Source organism: Actinoplanes sp. NPDC051343 (assembly GCF_044455125.1).
GTDB lineage: Bacteria > Actinomycetota > Actinomycetes > Mycobacteriales > Micromonosporaceae > Actinoplanes.
On sequence record NZ_JBITEL010000025.1, the window covers coordinates 48,373 to 71,089 of the forward strand.

Here is a 22,717-nt window from a genome sequence, read left to right on the forward strand (position 1 = left end):
GTGCCCGTCGACGAGGGCCCGACGCTGCGGCGCCGGCGACTGGGCGCGGAGCTCCGCCGCTGCCGGGAGGCGGCCGGCATGACGCAGGAGCAGGTGTCGCGCCGGTTCGAGTGGCACTCGGCCAAGGTCAACCGCATCGAGACGGCCCGGGTCTCGGTCACGCCCCGCGACGTACGCGATCTGCTCGATCTGTACGAGGTCGGCGACGACCACTACCGCGAGGAATTGCTCAATCTGGCCCGGGCGTCGCGCGAGAAGGCGTGGTGGTCGGAATACCGCGATGTGGTCCGGCCGGGCAGCTACATCGCGATGGAATCCGAGGCATCGGCGGTGCTCAATTGGGAACCCGATGTCGTCCCGGGCCTGCTGCAGACCGAGGCCTACATGCGGGCGCTGTTCTCGGTTCATCCCGAGGGGGACGCGGAACGCTCGGTCGCCATTCGCCGGGAACGGCAGCGGCGCCTCACCGGCGACGATCCGGTCGAGTTGTCGGCGCTCATCGACGAGTCGGTGATCCACCGGTCGATCGGTGGCCCGCACGTCATGTCCGAACAGCTCCGCCATTTGATCACGGTGGCCGAGCTGCCGGCGGTCAGCTTGCGCCTTCTTCCGTACGCGGCGGGCGAGCACCCTCTGCTGGGCGCGTCGATGGCCATTCTCTGCTTTCGCGACGCCCCCGAACTGGATGTCGTCTACGCGGAGGACTTCGGCCAGCAGCACTACATCAAGAACCCGGACGAGGTGCGCCATTGGCACGAGGGATTCGACCGCCTGAGCGGGTCCTGCCTCGACGAGTGCGAGACGACCGCCCTGATCAAGTCGCAGCTGTCAGGCTAGGCGCGTCGCGGTCAGGGCGGCGGCCAGCAGCAGGCCGAGCCCGTTGGTCGCCCAGTGGAGTGCGGCCGCCGCGAGCAGGCTTCCGCTCCGCCGCCGCAGCTCGCACAGCAGCAGCCCGGCCAGCGCGGTGAACGCCACCGCCCCGAGCACCGGCCAGATCGGCGACGCCCCGAGCACCGTGCCGACGGCCTGATTGGCCTGCCCGAGCCGCAGCGACGGCAGAATGTGCCACATCCCGAACAGCACCGACGACGTGATGCTGGCCCAGGCCGCCCCGCGATGCTTGCGCACCAGACCGAGCAGCACGCCGCGGAACGCGACCTCTTCCAGCAGCACGGTCCCGATCGGCACGATGATGAAGGCGGTCAGCAGCGCCGCCCCGAGGTGCAGGTGGTAACGCACGTCGTGGAAGGCCGGCCGGGTCAACGGCAACGCGATGCCGATCCCGTAGATGACTGCGACGGCGAGCACGGCCCCCACCGCGTACTTCAGGCCGGGGAGCAGCGTGCGGCGCGACAGGCCGAGGTCGTGCCAGCTGAGCCCGGCGTGCCGGGCGAGGAGCACCAGAGCGAGAGCCACCAACGGCCCGGCGACCAGGCCGGTGTGCCGGGGCCCGTATTTGTCGGCCACGTTCACCGCGGCCAGGACCACCAGCACAGCGCCGAAAACGAGGAAGAGGCGTCGTCGCGAGATAGGCATCGCCGGGCAACGCTACCCGTCGGCCGCTGGGGGAGTCCGCCGAAGTGCGACACAACACCCACCGGGCGAGGAATCCGGAATCGCCTCAAAGCCTGGCGAATGGGCCGCCATCCCGCCGACGAACGCCCTTGCGATCCCGCAGATTAGTGATCCGTGCCGGGCGGCCAGCGCATGGAACGGGCAGTTGCGCAGGCGGATGAGGCTGTCCGAAGTGTCGGGATCGAACCCGAGCGCCGCGAGATCGTCGACCGTTTGCGTGCCGCCCTGCCGGTAGGCCACCTCGTCCGGCGGCCGATGGGACAGGTAGGCGGATGCCAGCACGTCGGCGATCAGATCGTCCCGGCGGGCCGGGATGGTGATCGCCACATCCGCGGACGCCTCGTAGACCTTGGGCGTGCGCCCGCGCCCGCGGGGACCGGCCGGCGCCTCGTAACGCGCACCCAGCAGCCCTGCCTCGACCAGCTTCTCCAGGTGGAACGCCGCCAGCCCGCGGGACAGTCCGGTCGCCGACGCCGCCTCCTCGCGGCCGACCGGATGGTCCTGCCGCCGCACGTACTCGAACAGGGCGCGCCGGGACGGATCGACAAGCGTCGCGACGACATCCCAGCGGTCCGGCATCCGTCGACATTATCACCAACGGACGCTATTGAAATTAGAACTATCGCCGGGGCAGGATGACGGGGTCGGAGCCGACCGGAGGAGCCCAGATGACCATCCAGGCCGAGCGCATCACCCACGAGCAGGCCGTTCGCGATCCCGGCGCGGCCGAGCGCGCGGCCGCGGCATTCCTCACCGCGCTGGGGCTGGACATCACGTCCGCGTCCCTCGCCGAGACGCCGGCCCGCATGGCGCGGGCCTACGCCGAACTGCTCACCCCGCGTGACTTCGCGCTGACCACGTTCGACAACGACGAGGGTTACGACGAACTGGTCCTCGCCCGCTCGATCCCGATCCGTTCGGTCTGCGAGCACCACCTGCTGCCGTTCGTCGGCGTCGCCCACATCGGCTACCTGCCCGGCGAGCGCATCCTCGGGCTCTCCAAGCTGGCCCGGGTCGTCGAGCTGTTCGCTCACCGGGCGCAGGTGCAGGAGCGGCTGACCAAGCAGATCGCCGACTGGCTCGAGAAGCACCTGGCCCCGCGTGGCGTCGGCGTGGTGATCGAGGCGGAGCACATGTGCATGACGTTGCGCGGCGTGCAAGCCGTCGGTTCCCGCACGGTGACCAGCACGATGCTGGGCACTCTGCGCCACGACGCCCGTTCTCGCGCCGAGTTCCTGGCCGCCGCCGCGGTCGGGCCGAAATGAGAGAGAGGATTTCTCCGATGTCAGCCGACCGCACGTTCGTCATCGTCGGCGCCGGCCTGGCCGGCGCCAAGGCCGCGGAAACCCTGCGAAGCGAGGGCTTCGAGGGCAAGGTCCTGCTCATCGGGTCGGAGACCGAGCGACCGTACGAGCGTCCGCCGCTCTCCAAGGGCCTGCTGCTCGGCACGGCGAGCCGGGACGACCCGTTCGTCCACGAGGAGTCCTGGTACGCCGGCCACGACGTCGACCTGCGTACCGGCGTGACGGTCACCGAGATCGACCCGGCTGCACACACTCTGCGCACCGGCGACGGCGAGACCATCGGCTACGACAAGCTGCTGCTGACGACCGGTGCCACCCCGCGCACGATCGCGGTGCAGGGCGTCGAGCGGGCGCTCACCTTGCGGACGTACGCCGACTCCGACCGCATCTCCCAGCAGGTGCGCGAGGGCACCAGGCTGGCCGTGATCGGCGCCGGCTGGATCGGCCTCGAGGTCGCCGCGGCCGCCCGCGAGCGCGGCGCCCAGGTCACGATCGTCGAGTCGGCCTCCCTGCCGTTGCAGCGCGTGCTCGGCGACCGGATGGCGTCCGTCTTCGCGAAGATCCATCAGGAGCACGGCGTGAACTTCCGCTTCGACGCCCGGATCGAGGAGATCACGGCCGACTCCGTACGCCTGGCCGGCGGCGAACAGGTCGAGGCCGACGAGGTGATCCTGGCCGTCGGCGTCGCGCCGAACGTCGGCCTCGCCGCCGACGCCGGGCTCGCGGTCGACAACGGGGTGCTCGTCGACTCGCACCTGCGCACCAGCGACCCCGACATCTTCGCGGCCGGCGACATCGCCGCGGTCGACCACCCGCTGCTGCACACCCGCGTACGCGTCGAGCACTGGGCCAACGCGCTCAACGGCGGCCCGGTCGCCGCCCGGTCGATGCTCGGCCAGGACGCGGCGCAGGACTTCCTGCCCTACTTCTTCACCGACCAGTACGACCTGGGCATGGAGTACGCGGGCTGGGTCGCCCCGGACGCCAAGCCCGAGGTGGTCGTCCGCGGCGACCTGGACCGGCGCGAGTTCATCGCGTTCTGGACCCAGGACGGCAAGGTGCTGGCCGGCATGAACGTCAACGTCTGGGACGTCAACGACCAGATCCAGGACCTGATCCGGGCCGGCCTGGCCGGCCGGACCGTCGACGCGGCCCGGCTGGCCGACCCCGACGTCCCGCTGGCCGACCTGCGGTGAGCGACGCACTCGATCGCCTGCGGCGGTGGGAGGACTCCGGCGCGACCTGGCGGATCGTCGTCCGCCGGCCGGACGACGTCGAGATCGCCCTGCTCACCTGCGACGCCGGTGAGCAGGTCGACCGCATCGTCACCGCCGACCGCGAGGTCCTCGACTACGTCGACCGCGCGGCCGGCGACGACTGACCGACGAAGGTCGCGCCGATCACGGCTTTGGCAACGGCGGGCGGCTCCGAGGTGCCCATGTGGAGCGGGTTCACCGAGTAGACGAGCCGCCGGGACAGGTCGCGGGTCGACGCCATCGCATTGTTGTAGCCCGGGCGGTCGCCGCTCTTCGCCCAGATCGTGACTCCGTTGAACACCGTCCTCGTGAACGGCGCCCCGATCGACGCGCGGTCCTTCGTCGACCCGAACAGCGGCACGTCCGGAACCGTGAACATCTCCTCCAACTGCGCGGCCGGCAGCAGCCGCCCGCCGAACAACGCCACCAGCAGCCGGTCGAGATCCGGCGCGGTCGAGATCATCGACGCGGCCGACCACTGCAGCGACGGATTCGCCGCGCTGATATCGACCCAGCCGTCGTCGGTCGCCTCGTAACCGTGCACATGCGGCCCCGGAATGCGCGGGTCGTCGGCCGGCGTGCTGGTGCCGGTCAAATGCAGCGGGTCGATGATGCGCCGATGCACCTCGGACGCCCAGCTGTGCCCGGTCACGCGCTCCACCAGCAGCCCGAGCATCAGGTAGTCGATGTCGGCGTATCGCTGGGCGGTTCCGGGCGGGAAGCTCGGCAACTGCGACGTGTCGAGGTGGTCGCGGTGCCCGACAAGATCGAACCGGTGCTCCAGGAACCATTCCGGATCCTTGGTGTCGACATCGAACTTACTGTTCAGGCCGCTGGTGAAGTCGAGCAGATCGCGCACCGGAATGTCCGGGTAGCGCGGCGGGAAATCGTGCGGCAGATAGCGCTCGATCGGCCGGTCGAGGTCGATCCGCTTTTCGGCCATCAGCTGCAGCACCACGACCGCTGTAAATACTTTGGTGATCGAGCCGATGCGGAACCGGCTGTCCGGCCGGGGCGGCGCGGCATTGCGGAGCGAGGTGGTGCCCGACGTGCCGGCCCATTCGCCGGCCGGACCTCTGATCTGCACCAGTGCGGCGCTGACCTGGTCATCCGGAAGTCCCGTGATGATGCCGGCGAGCTTGTCGCCGTCGAGCGCGGGAAGGCCCTCCGCGGCCTCGGCGCGGGCCGGGCCCGGCGAGGCGGCCACCGCAATCGCGGCGGCCAGAGCAACAGCAATCGTACGGGTAGAGACCGTCATCAAATCAGTCTGCGTCCACTGTGTCCGCTCCCGCCACCCCGCTCCGCCCGCTTGCGCGACCCGGCAACAATGACCTCCTTCGTCAGGAGGTCACCTTTCGTGGACAGTCAGGCCGAGGACATCCGGGCGGTTTACCACCTCACGATGGCGTTCAACGGCACCCAGGCGGTGCGGGCGATCGCCATGATGTCGGTCGCGGAGCATCTCGCCGACGGCCCGTTGCCGGCCGGGGAGATCGCCCGGCGGGAGCAGTGCGACCCGCGCGCCACCCGTCGGCTGCTGCGGGCCGGGGTCGCGCTCGGGCTGCTCGGCTACGACGCGGACACGACCGAGTTCCGGTCGACGCCCGCCCTGCAGGTGCTGCACAAGGACAACGACAGCTCGCTGAAGTACTACGCGCAGTCCGCCGGCATCCCCGCGCTCTGGTACCCGGCGGCGCGGCTGCCCGAGGCGGTGCGCACCGGCAAGCCGCAGGCCGAGGAGGCGGTCGGCATGTCGCTGTTCGAATACCTCCGGCGGCACCCCGACCAGGCTCGCGAGTTCGGCATGGGCATGAGCGGCGTCTCCGCACCGGTGATCCGGCTGGCCGCCGACCACATCGAGCCGGGCGCCGCCCGTACGGTCGTGGACGTGGGCGGCGCCGAGGGTGCGTTCGCCGCCGAACTGCTCGCCCGCCACGCCCGGCTGACGGGCACCGTGCTCGAACTTGCTCCGATGGCCCCGCGAGTCGCCGCCGAGGCGGAGCGGCGCGGCCTCGCGGGGCGGCTCGGCGCCGAGGTGGGTGACTTCTTCACCGCCGTGCCGCCGGGCGACCTCTATCTGCTCAAGTTCGTCCTGCACAACTGGGACGACGAGGAGTGCGTCCGCATCCTGTCGACCATCCGGGCCGCCATGCCGGCCGGCGCGCGGCTGTTCGTCGTCGAGATGGTGGCGGATGACGACCGCATTCCGGTCGGGCTGGCCTACATGGACCTCGCGATGCTGGCCGGGCTCGGCGGCGAGGAGCGCACGCTCACCGAGTACGACCGGCTCTTCGAACGCGCTGGCCTGGAACGTACCGGCACCCGGGAGCTCCTCGAGCCCTACGCCTGCCTGGAGGTGCAGGCTCGGTCTACTGATCCGGATCCCACTCGATGAGCTGCTCGAAGATGCGGCGGTCGCCGTCGAGCTTCAAGGAATCCAGCGGAACGCGACCGTAGAGGAGCAGGACCAGCTCACTGGCCGTGCCCCAGACGGAAGCGTCGGCCGGGCCGGGCTCGGTGAGGCGGGTGACCCGGCCGCCGCCGGCGGAGAGGCGGAGGCGCCAGGAGTGGCCCTCGGTGGCGTGGTAGTCCAGGCAGGGTCTCCACCAGCTCCCGGGTCGAGGCGGCCATCCGGGCCAGCAGGGCCTCCCGCTCCGGGGGCGCAGCCGGACCGTCCGATGCGGAACTGGCCCGGGCGTCCGGCCCGGCGGTGACGGTGGCCGTCCAGGCGCGGCCTCCCTCGCCGAGGTGCTGCATCAGGTCGAACAGCGTCCAGCCCGGGCAACTGGGCACCGGCGCGTCAAGGCTGGGTGCGGAGGCGACCACGGCCGAAGGCGACCGATCGTTCGTCGATCAGGCGCAACAGATCGGTGAAGTCCATCGCGGTTGTCTATCACGATGCGCCGGATAAATTGGATGCCGGGCGTGCCTCGGGGCTGGGAAGATGCCGCCGTGCCGAGAAAACCCGACGTCTCCTGCGTGTTCGTCTGCCACGACCGCGACGGCCGCATCCTGCTGGCCCGCCGCTCGCCCGGCGCCCGCGACGAACCGGGCGCCTGGGACTGCGGCGCCGGCGCGATCGAGTTCGGCGAGACCTTCGAGGAGGCGGTGACCCGCGAGGTAACCGAGGAATACTCGGCCGTCCCGCTCTCGATCGACCTCCGCGGCGTCCGCAACGTGCTGCGCGACGACCCGCCGTCGCACTGGGTCGCGGTGGTCTTCTCGGTACGTGTCGACCCCGCGGCCGTACGCATCGGCGAGCCCCACAAGTTCGACGACCTGGGCTGGTTCACCCCGTCCGACCTGCCGTCGCCGCTCCATTCGCAGCTACCGGCCACGCTTGCCCTGGCCCGCCCGTCGTGACCCGGTCCGCGCGTCGTGACCGTTGACCTGGTGGTCCGCTTCCCGGTCGACGACGCCGTGCTGAGCGCCCTGCACGCCCGCGGCTTCGGCGGCGATCCGGCCTCGGCCGACCCGTGGGCCGAGCGCCTCGAGCGGCACGCGCTGACCTGGGTCGGCGCCTTCGACCGGGGAGCGCTGACCGGTTTCGTCCAGGTCGTGTGGGACGGCGGCGCCCACGCCTTCCTCCTCGACACGGTGGTCGACCCGGACGCCCAGGGCCGGGGCATCGGCAGCGCCCTGGTCGCGGCCGCCGTCGCCGAGGCCCGCGCCGCCGGCTGCGAGTGGCTGCACGTCGACTTCGAAGACCATCTGACCGGCTTCTACCTCGACCGCAACGGCTTCCGCCCGACCCGCGCCGGACTGATCAATCTGACCGCAGGCCGTCGAAGTCCCAGCGCGGGACCGTGAGCCCCACCGGGATCACCGCGTCCGGCGGTGCGAAGGCGAGCACGTCCCGCGTGGCCCACGTCATGTACGCCGTCAGGGCCGACCGCAGCTCCGGGTCCCGCGGCAGGCCGGCCGCGTCGATCGCGGCGACGAAACAGGCCACGAAGCGGTGGCCGTAGTCGGCGCCGGCACCCTGGTGGGCGTGCAGGCGGATCATCGCCTCCTGACCGCCGAACCGCGCCGAATAGACCGCCGGGCCGCCCAGCACCTCGCCCCAGTAGTCGGCCAGCCGCTGCACGTGCTGCGGGTTGACCCCGTGCGAGAACGGGTGCTCCAGCACCGGATCGGCCAGGCAGCGGGCGTGGAATTCGGCCGCCAGCGCCCGCATGGCGGGAGCGCCCCCGACGGCGTCGTAGAGGCTGGGTCGGCTCATGCGGACACCATCGCAGAAATTGATGGTTGCCGCCGTCACTATTGCAGGCGCAATCTCCGAGGCTAGGGTGTAATTAAAGATCCACTGGTGGGAGGCGCATCGATGGCCGAGAGTGTCGTGATTACCGGCGTCGGGGCGGTGACGCCGCTCGGGCTCGACCGTGAGAGCACCTGGGCCTCGCTGGTGGCCGGCCGGTCCGGCGTCGGCCCGATCACCGCCTTCGACACGTCCCGGCTGCCGACGAAGATCGCGGCCGAGGTGAAGGGCTTCGATCCGGCGACCGTTCTCGAGGGCAAGCGGCTGCGCCGTTCCGCCCGTTTCACCCAGTTCGCGATCGCCGCGGCCCGGGAGGCGGTCGCGGACGCCGGCCTGGCCGCCACGGCGGACGCCGGCGGAGCCGTGCCCAGCCCGCCCCGGCAGGACGAGACCGGCCTCATGCTCGACCCCGACCGGACCGGTGTCGTCATCAACGCCGGGGTCGCCGGCTTCGACACCATCGAAGCGGCCTCGCTGATCATGCACGAGCGCCGGCTCGGCGCCTATTTCGTGGCCTCCTCGCTGACCAACATGCCGGCCTGCGAGGTCGCCATCGACCTCGGCGTGCACGGCCCGGTCACCGCCTCCGCGCTGGCCTGCGCGAGCGGCAACTACGCCATGGTCGAGGCGGCCCGGCTGATCCGCTCCGGCGAGGCCGACGTGGTGGTCTGCGGCGGCACCGACGCCGGGGTCACCGAGAGCCTCCTGACCGGGCTGTCGGTGATGGGCGCGCTGTCGAAGCGCAACGACGACCCGGCCGCCGCCAGCCGCCCGTTCGATGCCGACCGGGACGGGTTCGTCTTCGGTGAGGGCTCGGTGGTCATGGTGCTGGAGTCGCGCAGTCACGCCGAGCGGCGCAACGCCCGGGTGTACGCCGCGATGGCCGGCGGCGCGCTGACCTCCGACGCCTTCCACGTCAGTGCCCCCTCGCCCGGGGGTTCGCACGCCGCCCGGGCGATCACGCGGGCGCTCTCCAACGCCGGTGTCGACCCGTCCGAGGTCGACTACGTGTGCGCGCACGGGACGAGCACGAAGGCCAACGACCGCACCGAGACGATGGCGATCCACCAGGCGTACGGGAAAAGCGCGGCGAATCTAGCCGTGAGCAGCCCGAAGTCGATGGCCGGGCATCTCATCGGGGCCGCCGGCGCGCTCGGCGCGCTGGCGGCCGTGCTCGCGATCCGCGACGGCAATGTGCCGCCGACGATCAACCTGACGACCCCGGACCCGGAGTGCGATCTCGACTACGTGCCGAACGTGGCCCGCGAGATGCCGGTGCGGGCCGCGACGGCCAACGCGTTCGGGTTCGGCGGTCAGAACTGCGTCGCCGTTTTCACCCGGTCATGAAGCAAGCCTCGGCAAACCCCATAAGTCGGACGTATGGGTCGCAAGTCACCGGGTAGGCCTATGTCATGAACGACATCGCGGCGATCGCGCGGCCGCTGCGGGACGACGGAGATCTCGACGTCCTGCTCGACCGGGCCGGCGACGTCCGCGTGGTGCTGATCGGCGAGGCCAGCCACGGGACGCACGAGTTCTACACGTGGCGCGATCACCTGACCCGGCGGTTGATCGCCGAGCGCGGGTTCGGCCTGGTCGCGGTCGAGGGGGACTGGCCGGACTGCGCCCGGGTGGACGCCGCCGTACTCCAGGAGGCCGGCGACCCGCGGGCCGCACTCCGGGCCTACGAGCGCTGGCCGACCTGGATGTGGGCCAACGAGGAGGTCGTCGACTTCGCGCGGTGGCTGCGTGACTTCAATGTCGCCACCGGGCGAGCGGTCGGCTTTCACGGTCTGGACCTGTACTCCCTCTGGGAATCGCTGCACGAGGTTCTGCTGTGGCTGCGCGAGAACGACCCCGAGGGTGTCCCCGCCGCACTGCAGGCCTACCGCTGCTTCGAACGCTTCCACGAAGACCCCAACGCGTACGCCTACGCCACCCGCTTCGCCGGCCACAGCTGCGAGGAAGCGGTCGTTCGCATGCTGGTCGAGTCGCGCGGGAGATCGTTCACCGCGTGGCAGAACGCCGAGGTCGTGGCCGGCGCCGAGCACTACTACCGCACGATGATCCAGGGCGGCCCGAAGTCGTGGAACGTCCGCGACCGCCACTTCGACGAGACCCTCGACCGCCTGCTCAGGCACTACGACGAGCGGGACGGAAAGCCGGCCCGGGCGGTCGTCTGGGCCCACAACACCCACGTCGGCGACGCGCGGGCCACCGATCAGACCCGCCACGGCGAGGTCACCCTGGGCGAGTTGGCGCGCGAGCGGTACGGCCTGGAGAACGTGGTCCTGGTCGGTTTCGGCTCGCACCACGGCACCGTGGTGGCCGGGCGCGACTGGGGTTCGCCGATGGAGACGATGGCCGTACCCGCGGCCCGGCGCGGCTCGATCGAGGACGTTCTCCACGCGTGCCTGCCGCCGCAGGCGCTCTTCGTCTTCCCGCCCGTCGCCGAGCGCCCCGATCTGCTGGTCGAAGAGGTCGGTCACCGCGCGATCGGCGTCGTCTACCGCCCCGACCGTGACAGCTGGGGCAACTACGTCCCGACCGTCCTGGGCGACCGCTACGACGCGTTCGTCTGGCTCGACGAAACCCATGCGGTGCGCCCGCTGCACACCCTCAAGGTCGACCGCCGCGAGCCCGAGACCTACCCGAGCGGCGTCTGATCGATGATTCCGTGCCGGGCCAGGATCGCCGCCCGCCGCTCGGCGTTGACCGCGCGCACCCGCCGGGCGAGGAACAGCCCGTCGACCAGCGTCCACATTCCGAGGCCGCCGAGCGTGAACAGCATCGCGATCGACCGCCCGGTGTCGCCGAGGTAGAAGCGGTGGCCGCCGAAGATGCCGGCCACCGCCCAGAGCCCGTAGGCAACGCGGGCATCCTTCTTGACGAACCCGTACTCGAACTCGACCAGCGTCAGCTTCCTCCGCACCGCCGCAATCTACGCCGTAGAAGTCCCGCTCTACATGATTTCCATCCACTGGTTGAGGTTGTTGCTGACCGGCTCGGAGACCACCGCGGCGCCGTACGCGTTGCTGGCTGCCTGGCCGGCGGTGCCGGGGTGGATGTAGCTGCGGAACGACCACACGTCGGCGCCGTTGTAGCTGCCGTGGGTGACCCGCCAGAACTGCTCGAGATTGCTCGGGGTGCACGGCAGCATGAGGAGCGGCGCGCCGGCGACGCCGTTGCTGGACATGCACTTGTCGCTACCCGCCCCCTGGTTGGTCAGCCAGTAGAGGTTGCCGTCGGAGACGCTGCCGACGTACGCCTTGCACCAGGTGAACGCGTTCACCTGGTCGGGCGCGGGGCTGTACTGGGCCTGGACGACGGTGTTGCCGTTCACGGTGATGTACCACTTGCTTCCCAGGAAGCGGTACTTGTCGCACGAGTTGCCGGTGTCGGCGTGGGCCGGGGCGGCGGTGGCGACGATGCCGGTGGCGGCGGCGAGAGCCACGAGGGCGGTGGCCAGGCGGCCCAGCCGGGGCAGTGCTCGAGTCATGGGAACGGTTCCTCTCGGGATCGGCCAGCCCGCAGTGGCTGACAGATCGAGACTGCGGCTAAGCCGGCGCGGGTTCGTAGGGCGCCTGACCTAGGCTCGCGTCCGGTGCGCGACACCGACGACGATGAGGGTTCCTTAGACCGCGGCGAAGGCGACGACTTCCGCCGGGGCGAAGCCGCTGGTCGTGTCCACCGTGAGGGTGGGCAGGTCGAGCGTGATGGGTGCCCAGGCGTCGGCCGCGACGGGGTTGCCCCGGTGGGCGGCCCGGCCTTGCGCGGGTCGCGCCGCGATCCGGGTGCGGGCCACCGCGGCCGGTACCGTGCAGCGGATGACGCGCATCGGCACCTGGGGGAGCAGCGGTTCGAGGATCGGCCGCCACAGGTGGTCCTGGAAGGCCGCCTCGGCGATCGTGGTCACGCCGGCCCGGGCCAGCGCCGTCACGGTGCCGGTGAAGACGCGGTAGGTGTGGCGCATGTCCGGGTCCGGTGTGCCCGCCCGGACGATGCCCTCATGGATCTCGTCGCGGCTGATCAGCGGGCAGCCGAGGATGCTGTTCAGGGTGGACGCCAGGGTGCTTTTTCCCGAGCCGGGCGGGCCGCTGACGACGATCAGTGTCATGCGGCGAGCACGATGCGGAGCCGGGTGTGGAAGGTGATCGGTGCGCCCATGACGCCGGCCAGTTCGGCTGTTGCGGACGGGCGCCGGGAAACGGGGATGTGCTGCACCAATTGCCGGCCGGCGTGCGATCCGACCCAGTCGAAGAGTTGTCCCGCGTCCTCAAAGCTGCTGTCGACGGTGACGTCGCGTACGGAAATCGTCTCGAAGCCCGCCGCCCGGGTGGCTTCCGTGACCGATGAGGCCGTTGAGAAAAGGTCGTCGTTGTGGCGCGGCGGCGGCGCGCCTTCGGCGTGCCGCGCCAAAATCTTCATCGTTTCCGGATAGCGCGGGTCATGCGCCGCGAAGCACGTGAAAGCGAGGCGGCCGGAAGGCCTCAGAAGCTTCTGGTACGCGGTGAGCGCCGCCCGCGGATCGGGCAGGAAAAAGAGCACGAGCCCGGCCGTGACGACGTCGAACGAACCGTCGGGGAACGGCGGCGCCTGCGCATCGCCGATCTGCACCGAAACCCAGGGGACCGGGGCCACCTGGTCCGCCGTGCGTGAGACCATTCCCGGCGCGAGATCGATGCCCGTCACCGATCCGGCCGGCCCGACCGCCGCCGCGGCCGGAAAGAGAACGGCGCCTCGCCCGCATCCCACGTCGAGCACTGTTTCGCCGGGCTGCAAGGCGGCCGCCTCGGCCAGCGCGGCACCCATCGGCGTGAAGAAATCGACCCCGACCTGGTCGTAGCTGCCGGAAACCCGGTCGAAGACGTCCACGATCGATTCGCTCATCAGCCCAGCATCTCAACCGGGTGGATCTCGCGATAGGTCGGCGCGGTCCAGGGACTTCCGCGGGCCGCCGAGTCGGCGAAACCACCCAGATATCCGTTGGTGATGGTGAGCACCCGCCGCCCGTCGATGCTGCCCAGCGGGAGTAGCAGGCGCAGCGGAGCGGCCAGGTAGTAGGCGGCGTAATCGGTGAAGTCGAAGTGCCGCGCGTCGGGAATCGTATAGGCGTGCGACGATCCGGTGCTGGCGTGGAACAGCAACCGGGTCGACGTGTCGGTGGCCGCCCCGTCGGGGCCGGAACTGAGCAGCAGCAACGGTTTGTTAAGCCCACGATTGACGACCGGCCCGTACGGCGTGCCGTCCAGGTCGGCCGCCCCGGCACAGGAGGCGTCCTGCCGGCAGGCTTCCAGTGAGGCCGCGCCGCCGAAGGAATGGCCGACATAGAGAACGTGCCGGGCGTCGACGTGGTCCTGATAGGCCGCGGTCACCTGGCGGGCCGCGAAAAGCGCGTCACCGGCCCAGACCGCTACCAATTGATTGGCTTTCTCCGTGGTGAGTGTCTGCGGATCGTCCTGTGCCCTGGCCGTCACCACATGGTCGTCGAGCACTGTCACATTGGCGCTGTAGGTGGGGGTGACGCCCGCGACGACATATCCGCGAGCGGCCAGAGAAGCGGCGATCGTCGCGTATTGGGGTGCGGAGAAGCCGAGACCGGGCAGAAGGACGACGATCGGGAACCGGCCGTCCGCGATCGGCGCCTCGAGCAATGTGCCGGTCCTGATGCGGCCGAAGGCGGTCTGTCCGATGCCGAACTTGTGCAGCCGGGACCAGCCGCCCGGCGCGTAGGGAGCGGCGGTGCCCGCAACACCCGGCTGGACCGGGTACCACAGCCAGACCGACAGCGGCCGGGACGCCCGGGCGAGGTCGCGCCACTCCGAGACCGTCCGCCCGACCGCGAAGGGTCCGCTCGGTGCCAGGCTGACCGATCGATGCGACCGCACGGCGGTGTAGCCGGCATAACCGCCGCCCACAGCGATCAGCCCGGCCAGCGCCAGGGTCAGGACCCGCCGGATCCGCACGCCCTCATTCTGGTCTCAGGCGTTCGCCGGTGCCAGATCTGCCTCAAGTTCGGCCGATACGCGGGTGCTTGTCCCGCGGGCCCACCGACCGGTGGTGACCAGGCTGAGCACCAGCACCGCCAGCCCCAGGCCCACCATGATCCACCAGCCGGCGTGGGTGGCCGCGGCCAGCGCGGGCCCGCTCGCGGCGCTCGTCGCGCCGGCCACTGCCGCCCCGATCACCGCGATGCCGAGCGTGCCGCCGACCTGCCGGCTGGTCGACGCGATCGCCGCCGCGACGCCGGCCTGGGCCCGCGGCATGCCGGAGACCGCGGCGTTGGTGATCGGCGGGTTGACCATCGCGAACCCGGCCCCGAACACCAGGTAGGCGATCATGAGCCGCCAGAACGGCGTCGACGGGTCGATGCCGGTCAGCAGTAGCGCGCCGGCGGTGAAGCCGATGCCGGCCAGCGTGAGCGGCAGCCGCGGTCCCTTGGCGGCGAGCAGCCGGCCGGAGAGCGGCGAGATCAACGCCATCATCGCGGCGGCGGGCAGCGTGTAGAGGCCGGCGTGCAGCGGCGACAGCCCGCGCCCTTCCTGCAGGTAGAGCGCGGTCAGGAACAGGAAACCGGCCAGCGCGCCGAACGCGCACACCGCGATCAGGGTCGCTCCGCTGAACGGCACGCTCCGGAAGAACCGCAGTTCGAGCAGCGGCTCCGGCCGCCTCGGTTCCCAGATCAGCAGTGTGACCAGGGCGAGCACGCCGACCACGAAACAACCGACGATCTCGAACGATCCCCATCCCTTGCCCGGGCCCTCGATGATCCCGAAGGTCACCGACGCCAGGGTCAGAAGAACCAGGACCTGGCCGAGCGGGTCGATGCGCCGCGGGTGCGGCGCGCGGCTTTCCGGTACGAACCTGGCGGCCAGCAGAAACGCGGCGATCCCGACCGGCACGTTGATCCAGAAGATCGAGCGCCAGCCCAGCGAGTCGACAAGCACGCCACCGACCAGCGGCCCGAGCGCCATGCTGAACCCGACCACCGCGCCCCACACGCCGATCGCCCGGGCCCGCTCGCGCGGCTCGGTGAACGTGTTCGTGATGATCGACATCGCGACCGGGTTGAGCATCGAGCCGCCGACCGCCTGCACCATCCGGAATGCGATCAGCCAGCCCAGCGAGGGGGCCACGCTGCACAGCAGCGAGCCGGCGCTGAACAGGGCCAGACCGGTCTGGAAGGTGCGCCGCCGCCCGACCCGGTCGGCGGTCGACCCGGAGAGCACGAGCAGGCTGGCCAGGACCAGCGTGTACGCGTCGATGGTCCACTGCAGCCCGGACACGGAGGCGTGCAGGTCGGTCCGGAGCGAGGGCAGCGCGATGTTCACGATCGTGTTGTCGAGGCTCACGATCAGCAGGCTCATGCAGCAGATGGCCAGGATGAGGTAGCGATGACGCATGATTTAGTTATAACACTATAACTATTGTATAGTGCAGCTTGTGGATGGGTAGCCATCGTCACATGGAAGCCGTACGCACCAACGTTCCTGCCCGGCTGGACCGTTTGCCCTGGTCCCGCTGGCATTGGATGATCGTCATCGGGCTGGGCACCGTCTGGATCCTCGACGGCCTCGAGGTCACCATCGTCGGCAACCTCTCCGGCCGGCTGGCCGAGAAGGGCAGCGGGCTGCCGATCACCCAGTCCCAGATCACCGGATTCGGCGCCGCAACGTACGTGCTCGGCGCGTGCGTCGGCGCCCTGTTCTTCGGCTGGCTGACCGACCGGTTCGGCCGCAAGAAACTGTTCATGCTGACCCTCGGCGTCTACCTGGTCGGCACCGCGATGACCGCGCTGTCGTTCCACGCCTGGTGGTTCTTCCTGTTCCGGTTCGTCACCGGCGCCGGCATCGGCGGCGAGTACGCGGCCATCAACTCGGCCATCGACGAGCTGATCCCGGCCCGGCACCGCGGCCGCATCGACATCGTGATCAACGGGACGTACTGGGCGGGCGCCGCGTTCGGGGCGCTGCTGACCGTACCGATCCTCACCCAGCTGCCGGTGTCGTGGGGCTGGCGGCTCGCGTTCGGGCTCGGCGTCGTCCTCGGCCTGGTGATCCTGCTGGTCCGGCGGCACGTGCCGGAGTCGCCGCGCTGGCTGTTCATCCACGGGCGCGGCGACGAGGCCGAGGCGCTCGTCAACGGTGTGGAGGACGAGGTCGGCGAGGGCCTGGAGCCGGCCGAGAAGTACATCGAGATCCACCAGCGCAAGCAGATCGGCTTCGGCCAGATCGCCGGCACCCTGATCCGCAACTACCCGAAGCGGGCCGGCCTGGGCCTCGCGCTCTTCATCGGCCAGGCGTTCCTCTACAACGCCATCACCTTCGGGTACGCCCAGATCCTCCAGACCTTCTTCCAGGTCCCGTCCGGCAGCACCGGCTACTACTTCGCGGTCATCGCGGTCGGCAACCTGGCCGGACCCCTCCTGCTCGCCCATCTCTTCGACTCCCTGGGCCGCAAGATCATGATCACTTCGACCTACGTCGGTTCGGGCGTGCTCCTGCTGGTCACCGCGTGGCTGTTCCACGCCGGCGCGCTCAACGCGGTCACCATGACAGTCTGCTGGTGCGTGGTGCTGTTCTTCGCCTCGGCCGGGGCCAGTTCGGCGTACCTGACCGTCTCCGAGATCTTCCCGATGGAGACCCGGGCGCTGGCCATCGCCTTCTTCTACGCGATCGGCACCGCGGCCGGCGGCATCACCGGCCCGCTGCTCTTCGCCCACCTGGTCGGCACCGGCAAGGTCGGCGACACCGTGGTCGCGTTCGTCATCGGTGCCATTCTGATGATCCTCGCGGGCCTCGTCGAGCTGGTCCTGGGCGTACGCGCCGAACGCCAGAGTCTCGAAGACCTGGCGACCCCGTTGACCGCCGCATCCCCGTCGGCCACTTGACGGTTGGTCTATATGGCAACTGGGTAAGGCGCAGCCACGCCTGATTTGGAGGAAGTCAAAATGGTCGATCCCGCCACGAACCCCGCTCCCTCCCGTGCGGGGAACGCCGCCCGCATCTGCACCATCCTGGCGTTCGCCTTCGCGGTCATCGCGCTCTTTCTCGTCCCGCTCCTGTTCGGCCTGATAGCCATCGTCCTCGGCGTGATCGCCGCAACGCAGGGCGACAAGCCCCTCGGCTGGTACGCCGCCGGCGCCGGCGCCGCGGGCGCCATCATCGGCATGATCCTCGGCGCGATCGTCTACAGCGCCGCCTCCTGACCCACCCTCCTCGGTGGTCACGGGCCGGCCCGGGTTGCGCACTTCCGTCAGCAACCCAGGCCGGCCCGCGTTCATCCGACCCCCCGCCGCTGCGCCGGCCGCGGTCCGGGACGAGCTGGCCGGTCCCGGTCGCGGCCTCGACGCGGCCCGGCTGACGGGCGTCCGGGAGCGCAGTCCGGCCGGCGTCGCCCAGCTGAACGCCTTCGACCCGGGCCTGCGCGCCGCCGATCTGCTCGACGGCCGGGCCTTCATTCTCTGGTGAAGACGGCCTTTCCGTCGACCAATGTCATATCGACCCGCGCCTCTCCGATTTCCTCCGGGGGACCGGCGAAGGGATCGCGGTCGAGCACGGCGAGATCGGCCCGGAATCCCGGCTCGATGCACCCGGTGTCGTCGAGGTGATTCACGAACGCCGACCCGGCCGTGTACGCCTCGAGCGCCACCTCCAGCGACAGCCGCTGCTCGGGAAGGAACGGCTCGCGACCGGTACCCCGTAGCACCCGGTTGACCGCCACATGCATGCCTTGGATCGGATCGGGGCTGCTCACCGGCCAGTCGCTGCCCGCCGCCAGCCGCGCTCCCGCCCGGTGCAGATCGCCGAACGGATATTGCCGCCGGCCCAGTTCGGGATCCAGGAACGGCAATGTCAGGTCGTCCATCTGCGGCTCGTGCGTCGCCCACAGCGCCTGGATGTTGGCCACCGCGCCCAGCGCGGCAAAGCGCGGCACATCGTCCGGATGCACCACTTGGAGATGCGCCAGATGCGGCCGGGTATCCCGGACGCCGTTCTCCCGCCGCGCCCGCTCGACCGCGTTCAGCCCGTCCCGCACCGCGCGATCCCCGAGCGCGTGGAAATGCGGCTGGAAACCCAGCCGGTCGAGCGCGGCCACATATTCCGGCAGCCTGTCCGGATCGATGAACGACAGCCCGGCATTGCCGGTCGCATGCCCGCACGAATCCCGATAGGGCGCGGTCATCGCCGCCGTGAAGTTCTCGGCGATCCCGTCCAGCATCAGCTTCACCGAATCGCAGCGCAGCCGCCCGATCGTCATCGCGTCGCGCTTCGCCACCAATTCGGGAATCTGCTCCGCGCCCCGGTCGCGATCCCACCACAGGGCCCCGACGACGGTCGCGGTGAGCGCGCCGGTGCGCGCCATTTCGAGGTACGCGTCGGAGACGTCCGCATAACCGTTCGTCGCACACAGCATCGCGTCCTGCCAGGCCGTGATGCCCAGCGAATGCAGGAGTTCCTGCGCCCGCATCAGCCCGCTCAGCCGTACGGCCGCTGTGATCGGCGGAACGACGGCCGCGACCAGGCTCATCGCGCCCTCCTGCAGCCCGCCGACCGGCTCGCCGCGGGCATCCCGGTCGATGCGTCCGTCGGCCGGATCGGAGGTTTCCGCGGTGATGCCCGCCCATTCCAGCGCGCGGCTGTTGGCCCAGCCCGCGTGATGGTCCCGATTCATCAGATAGACCGGCCGATCCGGCACCAGTTCGTCGAGAATGCGGCGGTCCGGCACGCCGTTCTCGAAGCTCTCCATCGACCACCCGCCGCCGGTGATCCACTCCGCTTCCGGATGCGCATCGGCATAGGCCCTGATCCGTCGCCGGTATTCATCCCGGTCGACGGTTCCGGTCAGGTCGCACTGCCCGAGTTCGACCCCGGCCATGACCGCGTGGATGTGCGCGTCCTGGAACCCCGGGATCAGCAGCCGCCCGGCCAGATCGATGCGCTCGGTGGCGGGCCCGGCCAGGCCGGCCAGGTCCGGCCCGACGGCCACGACGCGGCCGTCGCGGACGGCCACCTGCGCCCCGGTGGTCCGGCCGGCGGTGAAAACCGGGCCGCTGGTGAAGAGCTTCTCCGCGTACGCCGTAGCCATCGTCGCGCCTCGACCCTCAGTCGTAATGCTGCAGCTCGGGCCACAGATCCTGCCACGAGCGGGGCATCTGGCGGCAGACGTAGACCGAGGCGCCCGACTCCTCGTTCTCGATGCCGGCGCGGTTGCGCAGCCGGGCGCGGGCCTCGCACGGACCGAACCGCGCCTGCACCTGGGCCGGTTCCGCCTCGGAGACGACGATGGCCACGGTCTTGGCGTCCGGCGGGGGCCCGTAGTTCCACAACTCGTTGTGCCCGCTGTACACCGCGGGCAGCCCGAGCGGCTTGCCGTACCGGTCGAGCGCACCCGCCTCGCCGTAGTTGCCGGTGAACAGCACCGCCCGCTGCCGGTCGGCGGGGGAGAGGCTGTCGTAGACACCCTTGACCTGCTCGACGTAGTCGGGCCAGCCGATCTGGTCGGCGACGGTCGAGTTGGCGGTGGCGATAAAGCCGGCCCGGTCGGCGGGCAGCAGCGGCAGCGCGAACATCGCCGACACGGGCGTGTTGACGACGACCGCGGCGATCAAGAGGTTCCGTCTCGTCCGGTTGCCGGCCAGCCACCGCTCGGTGGCGACCGCGCCGATCGCGAACAGCCCGGCGACCAGCCCGAACGTGTAATAGGGCTGCCCCGCGGAGATGAACACCAGGACGAGCAGGATCGGGTACGCCACGGCGAATGCCCGGATGGGCCGCAGCTCGCGGTTCCTCAGCAGCCTGACGATCCCGGCCACCCACACCGGCACGAACACCACCCCGAGCAGGATCAGCTGGAACGGCACCAGCTGCACCCGGTCGTCCGGCCCCTTGGTCTCGGCGATCGCGGATGCCATGTGAGCCTGCGGGAAGTCGTTGAGCACCTGGTAGAGCAAGTTGGGCAGGCCGATCAGCACGGCCAGCCCCGCCCCGAGCCACGGCCACCGGGTCAGAAGCACCCGTCGCGGCCCGACGATCAGCAGCCCGGCCACCAGGCTCACCAGCAGCAGCACCACCAGGTTCTTGTTGTACAGCCCGACACCGGTCACCACCCCGGCGGCGACCCACGCGCGGGGCCGGTCGTGCAGCAGCGCCCGCGCGATGAAGATCAGCACCCCGACCCAGACCAGCAGATCACCAGTCGCAGTGGTCTCGACGTGCCCGCCGACCAGCGCGAAGGTGCCCGTCGCCCCGGCCGCCGCCAGCATCTGCGCCGTCCGCCCGCCGCCCACCTCCCGCGCGAGCAGCGCCATCAGCACCCCGAACACGCCGATCATCAGCGCGAACGGCACCCGGATCGCCCACAGCGAGTCTCCGAACACGAGAATGCTCAGCCGGTTGAGCAACGGCGTCAGCGGCGGCTGATCGACATAACCCCACTGCAGGTGCCGCCCGAGTATCCGGAAATACATCTCGTCGCGGTGGTAGCCGTACCCGTTCGAGGTGGCCAGCAGCAGCACAGTGACCAGGCCCGCAATGACAGTTACGGGTCGCCGGGCAAACGGGGGGCGGGTGGTCATGCGTTCAAAATAGAGCAAGATCCGTTCCCGCCGCGGCCCCGTCGCTCACGGCCAGCGGGGCGCCCGGCGCTCGACGAACGCGCGTACGCCCTCCCGGCGGTCATCGGAGAAGACCGCCGCCCGCCAGGCGGCGTCCTCAACGTCCAGACCCGCCGCGAGATCCACGTCGAGCGCCCGCCGAACCGCGTTCCGGGCGTTACGCACTGCAACCGGCGAGTTCCCGGCGATCTGCTCCGCAACCTCCCGAGCCACCCGCCCGTCGTCCCCCGCCTCGACCAGCCGATCGACAAGCCCCAGCCGCGCCGCCTCCCCGGCCTGCACATGCCGCCCGGTCAGGATGAGATCGGCCGCAACACCCGGTCCCACCCGCCGGGGCAGCAGCTGCGTACCCCCGCCGCCCGGCACGATCCCGCGCGTCACCTCGGGCAGCCCGACCACCGCGGTCCGGTCGGCCACGATCAGGTCGCAACAGAGCGCCAGCTCGTAGCCACCCCCGAGCGCAAACCCGTGCACCGCGGCGACCACCGGAATCGGAAGCTCCCGCACCGCGCCGAACGCCCGCCGGAACACGTGCCGTTGAGCCAGAAACTCGCGGTCGCTGAGCCCGTTCCGCTCCTTGAGGTCGGCACCCACACAGAACGCCCCCGCAACCGCCGAACTCAGCACCACGGCCCGAGCGTCGCCAGCACTGACCTGCCGGGCCGCGTCCACCAGCCGCTCGGCCATCCTGGTCGAGAGCGCGTTGCGAGCGCCCACCCGAGCCAGCCGGATCTCCGCGACGCGCCCGTGCTGAGCCACCTGCACGAAGCCTTCAGCGTCATCCATAGCGATTCTCCCGTCCCGCCACGCGCCCGTTCAGGTTCCAGCATTCCCCGCCCGCGGCCGGCCGTGCTGGGTGTCCCGGTCGCACTGGGTTCCGTTCCCCGCCCCGGGTTCCGTCCTCCGACCTGGTGTGCGACTCCGCCCTGGTGTCCGACCGTGCGCTTGTGTCCGACCGTGCGCTTGTGTCCGACCGTGCGCTTGTGTCCGACCGTGCGCTTGCGTCCGACCGTGCGCTTGTGTCCGACTCCGCGCTGGTGTCCGACCAGGCGCTGGCGTGCGGCCGTGCTGGCGTGCGGCCGTGCTGGCGTGCGGCTTTGCGTTGGCGTTCCGGTCCGGCCAGCAATGGCGTCCGCCCGTACTGGCGTTCCGTCCCCGCGCTGCGGTTGTCGCTGCGCTGCTGTCGTCCGTGCGCTGCCGTCCGCCCGTACTGGCGTTCCGTCTCTGCGCTGCTGTTGTCCCTGCGCTGTTGTCGTCCGTGCGCTGCCGTCCGCCCGTACTGGCGTTCCGTCCCCCGCCCTCAATGGGTGGGGGGAGCCAAGCACACGGGTCTGACGGTTTCGGGGCGTTGTCCACACGGAGTCAGCGTTCGGACGCGTTCCCGGAGGGGTGAGGGCCGATTTGGCGGTCGCGGAGAAGCGTTGTAATGTTTTCCGAGCCGCCAGGGAGACGGGCGAGCGAGCGGGGCCCCTCGGGCCCGCGGCGGCCGTCCTGGAGGAACCCACGAAATGAGCACGGCTTAGCGCCGTGTAGTGTTCCGTGGTGCCTTCGCAATTGTTCTGTGTCGGCAAATTCGGGTCGGATCCCGGATTTGACGACAGGAAATAGCGAAGGTAAAGTTGAACGAGTGCCCCGGGGGCCGGAACGCTGAGATGGCGGTCTGTTCTGCGGTGTGTGGTTGTTCTTTGAGAACTCAACAGGGTGCTTG

General features: G+C 70.4%; 26 protein-coding genes. 12 read left to right on the plus strand and 14 right to left on the minus strand.

The window, feature by feature from the left end; all coding sequences use genetic code 11:
• Window positions 1–837: a helix-turn-helix domain-containing protein gene (locus ACIA5C_RS46310; RefSeq protein ID WP_396067297.1), complete on the plus strand. Its 837-nt coding sequence runs from the start codon at window positions 1–3 to the stop codon at window positions 835–837.
• On the opposite strand, the gene ACIA5C_RS46315 is transcribed toward ACIA5C_RS46310, so the two are convergent.
• Window positions 829–1,536, minus strand: a complete 708-nt coding sequence (locus ACIA5C_RS46315; RefSeq protein WP_396067299.1) for a lysostaphin resistance A-like protein — start codon at window positions 1,534–1,536, stop codon at window positions 829–831. The genes ACIA5C_RS46310 and ACIA5C_RS46315 overlap by 9 nt on opposite strands.
• A 12-nt stretch (window positions 1,537–1,548) precedes the next feature.
• Window positions 1,549–2,154: a helix-turn-helix transcriptional regulator gene (locus tag ACIA5C_RS46320; protein ID WP_396067301.1), complete on the minus strand. Its 606-nt coding sequence runs from the start codon at window positions 2,152–2,154 to the stop codon at window positions 1,549–1,551.
• Window positions 2,155–2,243: 89 nt separating this feature from the next.
• On the opposite strand from ACIA5C_RS46320, the gene folE reads away from it, so the two are divergent.
• Genes folE through ACIA5C_RS46335 form a run of 3 tightly spaced genes read left to right on the plus strand, consistent with a single transcriptional unit; the run spans window position 2,244 to window position 4,260 of the window.
• Window positions 2,244–2,840, plus strand: coding sequence for a GTP cyclohydrolase I FolE (gene folE / locus ACIA5C_RS46325; protein ID WP_396067304.1), 597 nt, complete (start codon window positions 2,244–2,246; stop codon window positions 2,838–2,840).
• A 17-nt stretch (window positions 2,841–2,857) separates the two neighbouring features.
• Window positions 2,858–4,075 carry an NAD(P)/FAD-dependent oxidoreductase gene (locus ACIA5C_RS46330; protein WP_396067308.1) on the plus strand — a complete coding sequence of 406 codons (1,218 nt, stop codon included), beginning with the start codon at window positions 2,858–2,860 and terminating at the stop codon, window positions 4,073–4,075.
• Window positions 4,072–4,260: a hypothetical protein gene (locus ACIA5C_RS46335; RefSeq protein WP_396067311.1), complete on the plus strand. Its 189-nt coding sequence runs from the start codon at window positions 4,072–4,074 to the stop codon at window positions 4,258–4,260. The genes ACIA5C_RS46330 and ACIA5C_RS46335 overlap by 4 nt, the downstream gene beginning before the upstream one ends.
• Here ACIA5C_RS46335 and ACIA5C_RS46340 read toward each other — a convergent pair.
• Window positions 4,230–5,393, minus strand: coding sequence for a serine hydrolase domain-containing protein (locus ACIA5C_RS46340; RefSeq protein WP_396067313.1), 1,164 nt, complete (start codon window positions 5,391–5,393; stop codon window positions 4,230–4,232). The genes ACIA5C_RS46335 and ACIA5C_RS46340 overlap by 31 nt on opposite strands.
• Before the next feature lie 99 nt (window positions 5,394–5,492).
• On the opposite strand from ACIA5C_RS46340, the gene ACIA5C_RS46345 reads away from it, so the two are divergent.
• Entirely contained in the window at window positions 5,493–6,530 is a 1,038-nt protein-coding gene (locus tag ACIA5C_RS46345; RefSeq protein WP_396067315.1) for a methyltransferase, read from the plus strand.
• Between the two features lie 77 nt (window positions 6,531–6,607).
• Here ACIA5C_RS46345 and ACIA5C_RS46350 read toward each other — a convergent pair whose 3' ends face one another.
• Window positions 6,608–6,892 carry a hypothetical protein gene (locus tag ACIA5C_RS46350; protein WP_396067355.1) on the minus strand — a complete coding sequence of 95 codons (285 nt, stop codon included), beginning with the start codon at window positions 6,890–6,892 and terminating at the stop codon, window positions 6,608–6,610.
• A 195-nt stretch (window positions 6,893–7,087) separates the two neighbouring features.
• Here ACIA5C_RS46350 and ACIA5C_RS46355 point away from each other — a divergent pair, with 195 nt between their 5' ends.
• Both ACIA5C_RS46355 and ACIA5C_RS46360 read left to right on the plus strand, forming a co-directional pair.
• Complete coding sequence (locus ACIA5C_RS46355; RefSeq protein ID WP_396067317.1) at window positions 7,088–7,498, plus strand: NUDIX domain-containing protein; 411 nt, start codon at window positions 7,088–7,090, stop codon at window positions 7,496–7,498.
• A gap of 15 nt (window positions 7,499–7,513) precedes the next feature.
• Window positions 7,514–7,945: a GNAT family N-acetyltransferase gene (locus ACIA5C_RS46360; RefSeq protein ID WP_396067319.1), complete on the plus strand. Its 432-nt coding sequence runs from the start codon at window positions 7,514–7,516 to the stop codon at window positions 7,943–7,945.
• Here ACIA5C_RS46360 and ACIA5C_RS46365 read toward each other — a convergent pair.
• Window positions 7,902–8,357, minus strand: a complete 456-nt coding sequence (locus tag ACIA5C_RS46365) for a group II truncated hemoglobin (RefSeq protein ID WP_396067322.1) — start codon at window positions 8,355–8,357, stop codon at window positions 7,902–7,904. The genes ACIA5C_RS46360 and ACIA5C_RS46365 overlap by 44 nt on opposite strands.
• Before the next feature lie 102 nt (window positions 8,358–8,459).
• Between ACIA5C_RS46365 and ACIA5C_RS46370 the strand changes: the two genes are divergently transcribed.
• Window positions 8,460–9,740, plus strand: coding sequence for a beta-ketoacyl-[acyl-carrier-protein] synthase family protein (locus tag ACIA5C_RS46370; protein ID WP_396067324.1), 1,281 nt, complete (start codon window positions 8,460–8,462; stop codon window positions 9,738–9,740).
• A gap of 65 nt (window positions 9,741–9,805) precedes the next feature.
• Window positions 9,806–11,059, plus strand: a complete 1,254-nt coding sequence (locus ACIA5C_RS46375) for an erythromycin esterase family protein (protein ID WP_396067327.1) — start codon at window positions 9,806–9,808, stop codon at window positions 11,057–11,059.
• Here ACIA5C_RS46375 and ACIA5C_RS46380 read toward each other — a convergent pair.
• The 6 genes from ACIA5C_RS46380 to ACIA5C_RS46405 all read right to left on the minus strand — a co-directional run bounded on the left by ACIA5C_RS46380 (window position 11,041) and on the right by ACIA5C_RS46405 (window position 15,796).
• On the minus strand, window positions 11,041–11,325 hold the full coding sequence (locus ACIA5C_RS46380; RefSeq protein ID WP_396067329.1) for a TM2 domain-containing protein: 285 nt from the start codon (window positions 11,323–11,325) through the stop codon (window positions 11,041–11,043). The two genes, ACIA5C_RS46375 and ACIA5C_RS46380, sit on opposite strands and share 19 nt — an antisense overlap.
• Window positions 11,326–11,355: 30 nt before the next feature.
• Entirely contained in the window at window positions 11,356–11,892 is a 537-nt protein-coding gene (locus tag ACIA5C_RS46385; protein WP_396067330.1) for an RICIN domain-containing protein, read from the minus strand.
• Between the two features lie 135 nt (window positions 11,893–12,027).
• A complete protein-coding gene (locus tag ACIA5C_RS46390; RefSeq protein WP_396067333.1) occupies window positions 12,028–12,510 on the minus strand; it encodes an AAA family ATPase in 483 nt (160 codons plus the stop codon).
• The gene (locus ACIA5C_RS46395; RefSeq protein ID WP_396067334.1) at window positions 12,507–13,268 is read right to left on the minus strand and encodes a class I SAM-dependent methyltransferase; all 762 of its coding nucleotides are present in this window, start codon (window positions 13,266–13,268) and stop codon (window positions 12,507–12,509) included. Before ACIA5C_RS46395 ends, ACIA5C_RS46390 begins: the two co-directional genes overlap by 4 nt.
• A gap of 14 nt (window positions 13,269–13,282) precedes the next feature.
• A complete protein-coding gene (locus tag ACIA5C_RS46400) occupies window positions 13,283–14,359 on the minus strand; it encodes a hypothetical protein (protein WP_396067336.1) in 1,077 nt (358 codons plus the stop codon).
• 15 nt (window positions 14,360–14,374) lie between these two features.
• The gene (locus ACIA5C_RS46405) at window positions 14,375–15,796 is read right to left on the minus strand and encodes a DHA2 family efflux MFS transporter permease subunit (RefSeq protein WP_396067338.1); all 1,422 of its coding nucleotides are present in this window, start codon (window positions 15,794–15,796) and stop codon (window positions 14,375–14,377) included.
• Between the two features lie 62 nt (window positions 15,797–15,858).
• Here ACIA5C_RS46405 and ACIA5C_RS46410 point away from each other — a divergent pair, with 62 nt between their 5' ends.
• The 3 genes from ACIA5C_RS46410 to ACIA5C_RS46420 are packed head-to-tail and all read left to right on the plus strand — an operon-like array spanning window position 15,859 to window position 17,863.
• On the plus strand, window positions 15,859–17,283 hold the full coding sequence (locus ACIA5C_RS46410) for an MFS transporter (RefSeq protein ID WP_396067341.1): 1,425 nt from the start codon (window positions 15,859–15,861) through the stop codon (window positions 17,281–17,283).
• 60 nt (window positions 17,284–17,343) lie between these two features.
• Complete coding sequence (locus ACIA5C_RS46415; RefSeq protein WP_396067343.1) at window positions 17,344–17,601, plus strand: hypothetical protein; 258 nt, start codon at window positions 17,344–17,346, stop codon at window positions 17,599–17,601.
• Window positions 17,602–17,635: 34 nt separating this feature from the next.
• Window positions 17,636–17,863 (plus strand): hypothetical protein, encoded by a 228-nt coding sequence (locus ACIA5C_RS46420; RefSeq protein ID WP_396067346.1) that lies wholly within the window; start codon window positions 17,636–17,638, stop codon window positions 17,861–17,863.
• Here ACIA5C_RS46420 and ACIA5C_RS46425 read toward each other — a convergent pair.
• Genes ACIA5C_RS46425 through ACIA5C_RS46435 form a run of 3 tightly spaced genes read right to left on the minus strand, consistent with a single transcriptional unit; the run spans window position 17,850 to window position 21,795 of the window.
• Window positions 17,850–19,481 carry an amidohydrolase gene (locus ACIA5C_RS46425; protein WP_396067348.1) on the minus strand — a complete coding sequence of 544 codons (1,632 nt, stop codon included), beginning with the start codon at window positions 19,479–19,481 and terminating at the stop codon, window positions 17,850–17,852. The genes ACIA5C_RS46420 and ACIA5C_RS46425 overlap by 14 nt on opposite strands.
• A 16-nt stretch (window positions 19,482–19,497) precedes the next feature.
• Window positions 19,498–20,970: a glycosyltransferase family 39 protein gene (locus tag ACIA5C_RS46430; RefSeq protein WP_396067350.1), complete on the minus strand. Its 1,473-nt coding sequence runs from the start codon at window positions 20,968–20,970 to the stop codon at window positions 19,498–19,500.
• A 45-nt stretch (window positions 20,971–21,015) separates the two neighbouring features.
• The gene (locus tag ACIA5C_RS46435; RefSeq protein ID WP_396067352.1) at window positions 21,016–21,795 is read right to left on the minus strand and encodes an enoyl-CoA hydratase/isomerase family protein; all 780 of its coding nucleotides are present in this window, start codon (window positions 21,793–21,795) and stop codon (window positions 21,016–21,018) included.
• Between the last annotated feature and the right edge of the window lie 922 nt (window positions 21,796–22,717).

What these genes read in the sequence shown, in the direction of transcription:
- ACIA5C_RS46315 (WP_396067299.1), bottom strand. Translation starts at nt 1,536, where the DNA reads ATGCCTATCTCGCGACGACGCCTCTTCCTCGTTTTCGGCGCTGTGCTG.
- ACIA5C_RS46320 (WP_396067301.1), bottom strand. Translation starts at nt 2,154, where the DNA reads ATGCCGGACCGCTGGGATGTCGTCGCGACGCTTGTCGATCCGTCCCGG.
- folE (WP_396067304.1), top strand. Translation starts at nt 2,244, where the DNA reads ATGACCATCCAGGCCGAGCGCATCACCCACGAGCAGGCCGTTCGCGAT.
- ACIA5C_RS46330 (WP_396067308.1), top strand. Translation starts at nt 2,858, where the DNA reads ATGTCAGCCGACCGCACGTTCGTCATCGTCGGCGCCGGCCTGGCCGGC.
- ACIA5C_RS46340 (WP_396067313.1), bottom strand. Translation starts at nt 5,393, where the DNA reads ATGACGGTCTCTACCCGTACGATTGCTGTTGCTCTGGCCGCCGCGATT.
- ACIA5C_RS46350 (WP_396067355.1), bottom strand. Translation starts at nt 6,892, where the DNA reads ATGCAGCACCTCGGCGAGGGAGGCCGCGCCTGGACGGCCACCGTCACC.
- ACIA5C_RS46365 (WP_396067322.1), bottom strand. Translation starts at nt 8,357, where the DNA reads ATGAGCCGACCCAGCCTCTACGACGCCGTCGGGGGCGCTCCCGCCATG.
- ACIA5C_RS46370 (WP_396067324.1), top strand. Translation starts at nt 8,460, where the DNA reads ATGGCCGAGAGTGTCGTGATTACCGGCGTCGGGGCGGTGACGCCGCTC.
- ACIA5C_RS46375 (WP_396067327.1), top strand. Translation starts at nt 9,806, where the DNA reads ATGAACGACATCGCGGCGATCGCGCGGCCGCTGCGGGACGACGGAGAT.
- ACIA5C_RS46385 (WP_396067330.1), bottom strand. Translation starts at nt 11,892, where the DNA reads ATGACTCGAGCACTGCCCCGGCTGGGCCGCCTGGCCACCGCCCTCGTG.
- ACIA5C_RS46390 (WP_396067333.1), bottom strand. Translation starts at nt 12,510, where the DNA reads ATGACACTGATCGTCGTCAGCGGCCCGCCCGGCTCGGGAAAAAGCACC.
- ACIA5C_RS46405 (WP_396067338.1), bottom strand. Translation starts at nt 15,796, where the DNA reads ATGCGTCATCGCTACCTCATCCTGGCCATCTGCTGCATGAGCCTGCTG.
- ACIA5C_RS46410 (WP_396067341.1), top strand. Translation starts at nt 15,859, where the DNA reads ATGGAAGCCGTACGCACCAACGTTCCTGCCCGGCTGGACCGTTTGCCC.
- ACIA5C_RS46415 (WP_396067343.1), top strand. Translation starts at nt 17,344, where the DNA reads ATGGTCGATCCCGCCACGAACCCCGCTCCCTCCCGTGCGGGGAACGCC.
- ACIA5C_RS46425 (WP_396067348.1), bottom strand. Translation starts at nt 19,481, where the DNA reads ATGGCTACGGCGTACGCGGAGAAGCTCTTCACCAGCGGCCCGGTTTTC.
- ACIA5C_RS46430 (WP_396067350.1), bottom strand. Translation starts at nt 20,970, where the DNA reads ATGACCACCCGCCCCCCGTTTGCCCGGCGACCCGTAACTGTCATTGCG.
- ACIA5C_RS46435 (WP_396067352.1), bottom strand. Translation starts at nt 21,795, where the DNA reads ATGGATGACGCTGAAGGCTTCGTGCAGGTGGCTCAGCACGGGCGCGTC.